7 protein-coding genes are annotated in these 9,995 nt (G+C 36.5%); 1 reads left to right on the top strand and 6 read right to left on the bottom strand.

Going from position 1 to position 9,995, the window contains the following annotated elements; all coding sequences use genetic code 11:
* Positions 1 to 196: 196 nt before the first annotated feature.
* From ACFOUY_RS11495 to holA, 3 genes are all read right to left on the bottom strand, one after another.
* Positions 197 to 2,767, bottom strand: coding sequence for a zinc-dependent metalloprotease (locus tag ACFOUY_RS11495; protein WP_378960761.1), 2,571 nt, complete (start codon positions 2,765 to 2,767; stop codon positions 197 to 199).
* A gap of 118 nt (positions 2,768 to 2,885) precedes the next feature.
* Positions 2,886 to 3,245, bottom strand: coding sequence for a VOC family protein (locus ACFOUY_RS11490; protein ID WP_378960759.1), 360 nt, complete (start codon positions 3,243 to 3,245; stop codon positions 2,886 to 2,888).
* A gap of 89 nt (positions 3,246 to 3,334) precedes the next feature.
* A complete protein-coding gene (gene holA, locus ACFOUY_RS11485; RefSeq protein ID WP_378960758.1) occupies positions 3,335 to 4,357 on the bottom strand; it encodes a DNA polymerase III subunit delta in 1,023 nt (340 codons plus the stop codon).
* Between the two features lie 139 nt (positions 4,358 to 4,496).
* Here holA and ACFOUY_RS11480 point away from each other — a divergent pair, with 139 nt between their 5' ends.
* Positions 4,497 to 4,955 carry a type I restriction enzyme HsdR N-terminal domain-containing protein gene (locus ACFOUY_RS11480; RefSeq protein WP_378960757.1) on the top strand — a complete coding sequence of 153 codons (459 nt, stop codon included), beginning with the start codon at positions 4,497 to 4,499 and terminating at the stop codon, positions 4,953 to 4,955.
* Positions 4,956 to 5,458: 503 nt separating this feature from the next.
* Here ACFOUY_RS11480 and ACFOUY_RS11475 read toward each other — a convergent pair.
* The 3 genes from ACFOUY_RS11475 to ACFOUY_RS11465 form a co-directional block, all read right to left on the bottom strand.
* The gene (locus ACFOUY_RS11475; RefSeq protein WP_378960756.1) at positions 5,459 to 6,658 is read right to left on the bottom strand and encodes a Gfo/Idh/MocA family protein; all 1,200 of its coding nucleotides are present in this window, start codon (positions 6,656 to 6,658) and stop codon (positions 5,459 to 5,461) included.
* A 417-nt stretch (positions 6,659 to 7,075) separates the two neighbouring features.
* A complete protein-coding gene (locus ACFOUY_RS11470) occupies positions 7,076 to 8,440 on the bottom strand; it encodes a 3-keto-disaccharide hydrolase (RefSeq protein ID WP_378960754.1) in 1,365 nt (454 codons plus the stop codon).
* A gap of 95 nt (positions 8,441 to 8,535) precedes the next feature.
* Positions 8,536 to 9,891: a Gfo/Idh/MocA family protein gene (locus ACFOUY_RS11465; RefSeq protein WP_378960753.1), complete on the bottom strand. Its 1,356-nt coding sequence runs from the start codon at positions 9,889 to 9,891 to the stop codon at positions 8,536 to 8,538.
* Between the last annotated feature and the right edge of the window lie 104 nt (positions 9,892 to 9,995).

Here is a 9,995-nt window from a genome sequence, read left to right as displayed (position 1 = left end):
TGGCAATTGCACATAACATAAGGAAAAAAGTAGCCTAAAAAGGCACTTTTCTTCATCTTTTAGAAAATATCGATTGCTGAAACCGAAATAGCCAAGGGACAAAGAGGTAAAATACAAAGCAAAAAAAAAGGGGCCGTATCATAAAATTAAATTATGATACGGCCCCTTTTTTAGATAGGGGGATGAGTTTCCTCGTTTACTTTTTAGCGTCTAAAGCATCTTCAATTCTATCAGATAGATCTTGTAAATGATATTTGCTTAAACCAGTTGCAGAATTTGCACCTGTTTTAATTGCAGCATCTAATTCTCTTAACTGTCCTTTCACAACCGACATCACGTCACTTTGTGAAGCCATAAGACCACTTTGAGCTGCACCACCTCTTCCGCCAGTTAAAATAGCATTAACTGCTGTTGGCATTGGTGCCGGCTTAACAATCGAAATTAATTTATCGACATATAATTTCTGAAGGTTTCTTCTGTAAACATCAATCGCTTGATTCGATTTTAATTCTGTAAAAATTGAACCATTTAAATCAGTAAATAAATCTGTGATTTTGTAAGCAGATGCGCCATCTAAAGCTTCAGCAGAAATTAATTTAGTTAGCGTGCTTGTACTTAAAATCCTGCTAATGGTTGTATTTTGCAATCGACCTATAACTTCTAAACCATCTTGAGAAATATTATCTAAAATTGATTTGTTTAACAACCAGGTTGGTGTTTTAAACAATTGTACATCTAAAAACGTCATTGCCTCTTTTTGAGTTGCAGCCGGTGTACGTTCGTAAACTGAACCTGCTTGCTCAACTGTCTTCGGATTTTCGTAAATACCGCCAATGTTTTTAGCTACATGCCCCATGTAACGACCAAACTGGGTAGTTAACTGACCATACATATTCTCCAGGTTATCATAACCATCTGCAGGTTCCTTGGTCCACTCAGGTAACTTATTTAAAATTACCTTAAGGTTTTTAATACCATAAGTGCTTGCCTTCATTGCATTATCCGATAAATCTTCATTCTGCGAATGAGGATCATCAGGATTAGTTTCCGTACCGAACCATAATCTGCGGTTTTTAGCCGATTCGATGGTCATTTTGTTTAAAATTGGCACTTCTTGTTGTGCATTTTTAGTTTCAGGGAAATATTTATAACCCCATTCTATTGCCCATTTATCGTAATCGCCAATGCGGGGATATAAACCTTTTGATGAAATATTATCTTCTGGCTGCGCTACATAATTAAAACGAGCATAATCCATAATAGAAGGTGTATGACCGTTAGCTTCTACCCATTTTTTATCTCTCAACATTTCTGTTGGCACCGTAGAACTTGAACCATAATTGTGGCGTAAGCCTAAAGTGTGACCAACTTCGTGAGAAGAAACGAAACGAATTAAATCGCCCATTAGCTCATCACTAAAAGTCATTTTTCGAGCTCTTGGATCTACAGCAGCAGTTTGAATCATATACCAATCATGAACTAATTTCTGAACATTATGGAACCAGTTGATGTGACTTTCCATAATTTCACCACTACGTGGGTCTGAAATACTTGGTCCGCTTGCATTGGCAATTTCTGATGGTTTGTAAACAATAGCCGAATGACGGGCATCATCGATACTCCAGGTAGAATCTTGTTTATATGTTGGCGCCTCTTTAGCCATAATTGCATTTTTGAAACCTGCCTTTTCAAATGCTTTTGCCCAATCATCAACCCCTGCTTTTAAATATGGAACCCACTTTTTAGGTGTTGCCGGGTCTATATAGAAAATAATTGGTTTAATTGGCTCAACCAATTCACCTCTTTTATATTTTGCTAAATCTTGTGGTTTTGGTTCTAACCTCCATCTTTTAATTAATTCGATTTCTTTTACTCCTTGAGGATTTAAATCAAAATCAGTATAACCAACTGCGAAATAACCAACACGAGGATCGAAATAACGAGCTTTCATTGGCACTTTAGGCAAAATAACCAATGATGTATTTAACTCTACTGTTGAAGAACCTGCAGAAGCACCGCCAGCCATTGCAGCAGGTGCACCGCCACCAAAAGGATTTGGAGCAGCGGTTAAGCTATATGTTTTAACTGTGCTAATTTCAACATTTGTTGGAAAACTTCTTAAGCTCTGAATATAACTTCTATCTGCTAATTGAGCACCCAGTCTAAAACGAGTTTTAAATGCGGGCGAACTGAAATAGAAAATATCGTTATCACTATTTAAATAATCAGTAACATCAATAACACTTCCTTTTTTATCTGCAGTAAAAGCTGCAATGTTAAATGAAGCTGCAATAGCTTGAATATTTGAATTTTTTAACGATTGGTACATAGAAGTTGTACTATCCGGACCATAAGTTCTGTAACTTATTTTTCGCATAAAAATGCGGTTATTTGGTCCTTTTTCGAAACGAATTACAGCACTACCAATCTGATCGCCTGCATAACCTTGCGCAGCCCTTACTTCAGCACCTGATTTAGAAATACGACTTACAACCAAAATATCTCTCCCAAGAGTTGTATCAGCAATTTCAAAGAAGAATTTATCCTCTAGTTTATGCGTAGTAATCATCCCTTTACGAGTTGACGCTTTGCTTGTGATAACCTGATCGTATGGTTTAGGTTGTGCTCTAACCCCAGAACCTAAAGCAGCGCCTGGAGCTCTTTTAGTAGAATCTGTTGGAGCTGCTCCACCTCCTTGCCTTACTTGTGCCTGAGCAAAAGCAACGGCAGAAACAGCAAACAAAATGCTGAGTAAATTTTTCTTCATAATAAGTTAGTCGTTTATTAACCGTAAATATAACGGAGAACTAAGATTTCATACAGTTTCCGCAATAACTTTTAAGTTACAAAGCGTTAATTACTAAGTTTTAAGAAAAATTATGCTCTTATAAAGAAAATTCTGGATTTTCAATCAATCCAATTACATTTCCGAATGGGTCAAAGATGCTTCCTACCCAAATTGAACCACCAACATTATTAGGTTGCTCATGAATTTCTACATCTAGCTCAACAAAACGAGCAAAAGTTTCTTTAATATCTTTAACACCCCAATAAGTTATTGAATGATTGCCGTTGCTAAAGCCAGAATCATCTGGATTTAAGCCTAATTCGTAACCACCTACATTATAACCAACATAATATGGCTCATCAAAATAAGGTTCTATTTGGAAAACTTTTTTATACCATTCTTTAGCAACTGATAAGTCGCCAACGTAGTAAACTATTGTTCTTAATCCTTGGAGCATGGGTTTAGGGTTTAGGGTTTAGGGTTTAGGGTTTAGGGTAAATTTTACTGACTGAGAATTGTTTATTGATAATTTCTTACCGAAAACTGCTAGTGTATTATTTTAAAAATTAATTCCTTGTAAAGCTCACCATCTTCAACATTTCCGCTGCTATCCAAACCTTTACTTTTTAAATCGTATTCCCTTAACAAACCGATAACCTGAAAAACTTTGCCCGTATTATAGTTTCTTGCTGCAACCTCATAATCTTTAATAAAAAATGGTGGAACACCTAAAGCTGAGGCTGCATCTGCTTTATTTTGAATATAATGATACTTTAATAACTTGGTAAAATAGCCTCCCAAATTAGCGAGAACCATTACCGTTGGATTGGCTTTCGGATTACTGGCGAAGTAATTAATTATCTTATTACATTTTAGTACATCACGAATGGCTAATGCCTTTTGCAATTCAAAAACATTGTACTCCTTGCTTATTCCAATATTCTTTTGAACTAAATCGGTATTAATTGTAGTTTCTTTTGATACATTCAGCATCAACTTCTCTATTTCATTAGCAATTTTAGAAAGGTCTGTTCCTAAATATTCTGCCATTAAGGCTGATGCTTGCTGGTCGATTTTATACCCTTTTTCCTTTATAAATTCTTCAATCCAAGGAACCAACTTATAATCTCTAACTGGGTCTGACTGAAAAATTAATCCACTTGTACTTATCGCTTTATAGATTTTCTTCCGTTTATCAAAATTAGCGTATTTAAATGCCAAAACTAAAATGGTACTGGGTAAAGGTTTTTCGAAATAATTTAAAACAAATTCCGCTTCCTTACTATTTCCCTCTTCCTTTGCCCACTTTAAATCTTGCGCCTCTTTTACAATTACAACCTGATATTCAGACATCATCGGGTAGCGTTTTGCAGCACCTAAAACAGTTGCCATATCGGTATCTTTACCATACAAAACGGTTTGATTGAATCCTTTTTCGGCTTCACTCAACAGTTTATCTTCGATATAATCTGTTACTTGGTCTATATAAAAAGCTTCTTCGCCATGTAGCAAATACACTGGCTTAAACTTTCTCGCTTTTATATCTTTAATAATTTCGGCAGCAGTCATTGCCTGTAAAATTACAATTTAGCTTTTAGGATTTAGGTAAATGTTTATAAACAATATTAACTTTGAGCACAGATAGTTTAACGATTAATAATTAGTAGCCCTGAACTGAAAACTATCAACTGAAAATTGCGCACTGAAAATGTTTAACCCTACCCCGCTTAATCTTCCGCCGTATCCTTTTAAAATTACAAAGAAAGATAATGTTGTCTTTATTTTCGATGAATTAAGGAAAAAGCATTTGGTGCTAACTCCAGAAGAATGGGTTCGCCAGCATTTCATTCAAAATCTTATTGCCGCTAAAAAATTCCCTAAAACCTTAATCCAAATTGAGGGCGGATTGATATTAAACCAACTTCAAAAAAGAAGCGATATTTTAGTTTACAATACTGCTGGAGAAAAAGTTATGCTGATTGAGTGTAAAGCGCCCAAAGTTAAAATTACCCAATCTGTTTTTGAACAGGCATCAAGATACAATTCTATCCATCAGGCTAAATGGATAGTACTCACTAATGGCTTGCAACATGTTTATGCCAAAATGGATGTAGAAAAAGGTAACTTTTTTTTCACGCCAGAAATGCCAGATTACGAAGATTTGTAAAAGCGGTCATTCTGAGTTTTCGAAGCATTAGTTAAAATCGTCATTTCGACCGAAGTGGAGAAATCTTTGTACATCGATAATCAAAGATTTCTCTATTTCGTTGCAATCCATTCGAAGTGACGACAGACCTAAATTTACTATATAAGGAATGTAAGAAAATGTAATTTTAGCGTTTGAGCATGTCTAAATCATGCTATCAAGCATAGCAGATTTTGGAAGTAGAAAGCAGTAAAATCCGTTCACGAACTTTCAATTTAACGAACTATCAAGATAATTTACAGTTCCGATTTTTCTTCAGAACCTCAAATTATAGCCATTGGGATTCTGCTAGCTTTACACGACAAAAGGTGCAAGCCTTGATTTTTTGTTTCTTTTTTATCAAGAAAAAAGGAAGAGCCCTTTGTGGTGGTTAGCAAAAAGATTAAGATTTACACTTATGTGGAAATGACGCCCGTAAAAAAACCGTTCACCCCGCCATTAAAAAACCAATCCACAAAAATCTCTTACAAACTATACTCCTCTTTCCATAACTGCTTATTACCAGAATAAACGGCTTCGTTACACATTGCAACGCAAATTGAGGCTTGTGTGCCAGTTTTTACATTAGATGCAGGAATTTTTCCGGAAATAATTGATTCATAAAATTCTTCAAGCGCATAGTTGGTTCCGTCAATTGTTGGTTTATCTAAGATTGGAATTCCTCCATCTGTATCAACCACAATTTTTGATGCACCAGTTACACCATCAACAATTCCTAATTCCTTTTTTGTTTCTTGTTCGGGATAAAAAATACCTGTATTGGTGAGCAGAGAAACTGAACCTTTGGTGCCTTTAATTTTGAAAAGATAACCATCATGCGCATTACCACAAGTGGCGCCAAAGTTGCCAATCATTCCGGCTTTATCGTATCGAAGCATGGTTTGGATATTATCGTAAGTTTCGCGACCGTCCTTAAAAACATCAATTCCACCTATTCCGGTAATAGAATCGGGTTGCGTTTCGAAAGCCCAATTTATAAAATCAATTTGATGTGATAGCAATTCTGCCGCTAAACCACCAGAATATTCTTTGTACATCCGCCAGTTAATTTGGCGTTCGAGTTTTGGGTCGTTAACCTTTCTGCGCCAGTTTCCATTTCTATCCCAACGGCAATCTACTTGCGAAACCTTGCCCAAATAGCCGCTTTGAATCATATCCTTAACCCTGAAATATAATGGCGAATACCGATATTGGTAGCCAACCTGATAAACTTGTTTGGGATATTGTAGCACCAATTTCCTTAATTCCAAAGCTTGCGCAATGCTATAAGTCATGGTTTTTTCTACATAAACATGTTTGCCAGAAAGCACCGCATCTTTAGCTATTTTAAAATGTTCGCTCAATGGTGTAGCAATAAAAACTGCTTCAATATTTTTGTCATCTAAAACCTGCTTATAATCTTTTATTGCCTTTGCAGTAGCTGGAACATACTTTTTAGTTTCTTCTAATCGGAAATCCAAAACATCGCAATAGGCCACAATATTGAATTTTGCAGGCATAGATTTTATAACCGATAAAACGCCTTTTCCCCTATCGCCACAGCCAATCATAGCAATATTGATGATTTTTTCTCTATTTAAAGTTAGGTTGGCAAATACGTTATCAGCCGCAAAAACCCCTGTACCAAACAATGCTGATTTTTTAATAAACGAACGACGGTGCATGATGTAACTTCTTTTATGTATGTATTTAGCAAAATTATTTTTTGAAGCGCAAGGCTTGTAACTTTTATTAATGATAGTCCCGCCAATGCTACTTCCGATGAAAAATCGGAATTCGCGAATGTCGGGGCTATTTTACTTCTGTAAAGTTCTTTTTTGAACGGTTTTTGGCAACCGCCCAATGCTAATAAACCCGATTGAAGTGAAAACCAAAAGCTTTTTCTGCTTTTGTTGTAACGAAAAGCGGGACTGCTGCACGCCAAGCGCAACAAACATTCATTTTCAAAAAAGAAACAATTTTAAAAACCGGGTTAAATTTAGTCAACTGTTATTCTGAGTGTAGTCGAAGAATTTAAAATGTGCTTTGACTACACTCAGCGTGACAAACTTGTAAATTTGCAGGACGAAATTTAAACAAACTTATAAGGTTTTTATTTTAATGGTTCTGAAATCTACTTTATTACCGTGGTCTTGAAGAAGAATATGACCTTTTGCTGCCTCGCCAAAGTTTTTCCAATCCTTATATTTACTAATGGCAACCAGCTTTTTAAATTCTTCTGAGCCACGAACATATTCCAAAACTTTTACACCATTTAAATAATGTTCAACTTTGTTATTAGGATAAACTATTAAACGAGCGTTGTTCCAGCTGCCAATAGGGCGAAGATATCTAGGTTCTTTTTTCGCTGTTATTAAATCGTATAACGAAGCTAAAGTTCTGTTTCCATCGCGACCCAATTTAGCATCTGGATGCAATTCATCATCCAAAACCTGATATTCCAAACCTATCGCAGAACCCGCACTTTGCTCGTTTAGGGTTACAAAATATTTCACACCGCTATTTGCACCTGGTGTAAGCTTAAATTCGAACGACATATCGAAAGCAGCATATTCTTGCTTAGTTACAATATCGCCGCCATTTGTAGATTCTCCTCCGCTTGAAGGCTCAACACTAATCACTCCATTTTCAATTTTCCAACCTTTAGCGGGAAAAGTAGTTTTATGTGCACCAACCCAACCGGCATTACTTTTTCCATCGAAAAGCAATTTATAACCCTCCGATTTTTCGTAAACAGACAAAGTATTTGGCGTTAAATTAACCGTATAAATTCCTTTGGGGAAAGCCTTTGATTTTAAATTTTCAGTTTGAATATTTATGTTTTTGAAATAAACTTTCTTGCCATCGTTTTCTAACACATTACCAATGCCATGAACCTGCAAACCAATAAAACCCGATTTATCAAGCGTATCGATTACATAAGCCACAGGACTTCCGTTTACCCAAGTTTTAAGTTCGTTACCAATACATTCGATTCTGTAATGGTTAAACTCATTTTTTTTATATAACGATTTTGCTGCAGGATTTAATTCTAAAGGATACAGCCATAATCTTCTGGCTTCATCGTAAATACCGCCCGTCCAGGCTCTTTGTGTAGGATCAATCTCAACCTGTCTGCCGAAAACCAAACCTTTTCCATTATTCCCTTCTGGCTTGATATGACTTCGGGTTTGAATACCCGAATTTGTACTTTCACCCTCCAATTTCACATCCAGTTCGAGAATAAAATCTCCGTATTCTTTCTCTGTAATTAAGAATGAATTGGGTGTTCCATTAGTCATAGTACCGATAATCATGCCGTCTTCTACTTTGTAGGGTGCAGCACCTGCAACGGCTTTCCAGCCAGTTAAGGTTTTACCATCGAATAATGGTTTTGCTTTTTGCGCTGCAGCTGATAAACTGATCAAGGAAAGGGCGAGAATACTATATTTTTTGATGTTTAACATGGTTTTTCTTTTTTCACTGTAGTTGCGAGGTACGAAACTATTTATTTTACAAGAGAGATTGCTTCGTGCCTCGCAATGATGATGCGTTTAATAAATTAATACTTAAATACTTTTCCGTTTGCGATTACTTCTTGTTTAGCTTCATCGAAAATTGATTTTGCTCCGGTACGAACTGCTGCATTTGTCATGATGTTGGCAATGGAGTGCGAATAACCTGCTTCAACTGGCGCATTTGGAGTTTTGCGACTGCGCACACATTCCATCCAGTTTCTCATATGGCCTGATGTTAGTCCATCGCCACCCATATTTGCACCCGTTGCTGCTTTAATTTCGGTTTTACTTAAATCAAATTCTGGTAAAAGATTAGCTTTCATACCCATTGCAGCAGCTTCCTGTTGTCTTAATCCACCTTTTGGAGAAACTTTATTCGTAATTAGATTTAGTTCTCCACCGTTTGAATAGTAAACTTCGCCAACATCACCAACGCTATTCTGCATTCTCGAAGTGAAGGTAACCTGAAATCCATCTTCCGAATTTGGCAAACCATAATCAAAAACAGCTACCATCGAATCCCAGTTTCTGCGGCCATCTTTCCATGTATAAATTCCTCCGTTTGCAACAACACTTCTTGGATGTTTTAAACCTGTAAACCAGTGAACAGTATCAATTTGATGCGACATCCACTGACCTGGCATTCCTGATGAATAAGGCCAGAATAAACGATATTCTAAGTATTTTCTTGGGTCGAAAGCTTCGGAAGGACGGTTTAATAAAAATCTTTTCCAATCGATGTCTTCTTCTTTCAATTTTGCAACTAAGTCAGGTCTGCGCCATCTTCCCGGCTGGTTTACATTCCAAACTAAATCTACAGCAGTAATTGGCCCAAATTTTCCATCCTGAATATATTTTGCAGCATTTGCATAGTTCTCTCCACTTCTACGTTGCGAACCAATCTGAACAATTCTATCGGTTGCCTTAACTGCTTTTAAAGCTGCTTTAGCATCATCCATTGTTTCTGCAAAAGGCTTTTCTACATAAGCATCGCAATTGGCTTTTACGGCCTCAATGGTATGTAAGGCGTGCTGAAAATCGGCTGTACTGATGATTACCGCATCCAAATCTTTCATAGCATAAAGCTCATCGTTATTTCGGCAAGCTTTAATATCGTGACCAAACTTTTCTTTTAAATGATTAATTCCCAAATCTCTGCGGTAACTCCATAAATCGGATAAGCCAACAATATCGAAATTAAGTTCTTTGTTATGATTTAAGAAACAAGGCAAAAGTGTGTCTTTAAATCGGTCTGAAAAGCCGACAACACCAACGCGAACGCGGTCATTTGCACCGATGATTCGTCCGTAACTTTTAGCGCTCATGCCCATTGTACCTGCGTAAGTAGCCGCAGCAAAAACAGCCGATTGCTTTATAAATTTTCTTCTGGAGTTTTCCATTTGAGGATTTTAGGTTAGATTATCTCATAAATTGGTAAATGGATGTAAACCATTTTAACAGAACCTAAAATAGGGTTAATAAAGCAATCGTTAAATTTTGGTAA

Origin of the sequence: Pedobacter jamesrossensis, assembly GCF_042650905.1 — a bacterium.
GTDB classification, from domain to species: Bacteria; Bacteroidota; Bacteroidia; order Sphingobacteriales; family Sphingobacteriaceae; genus Pedobacter; species Pedobacter jamesrossensis.
This window is presented reverse-complemented; position numbering and strand designations above follow the sequence as displayed.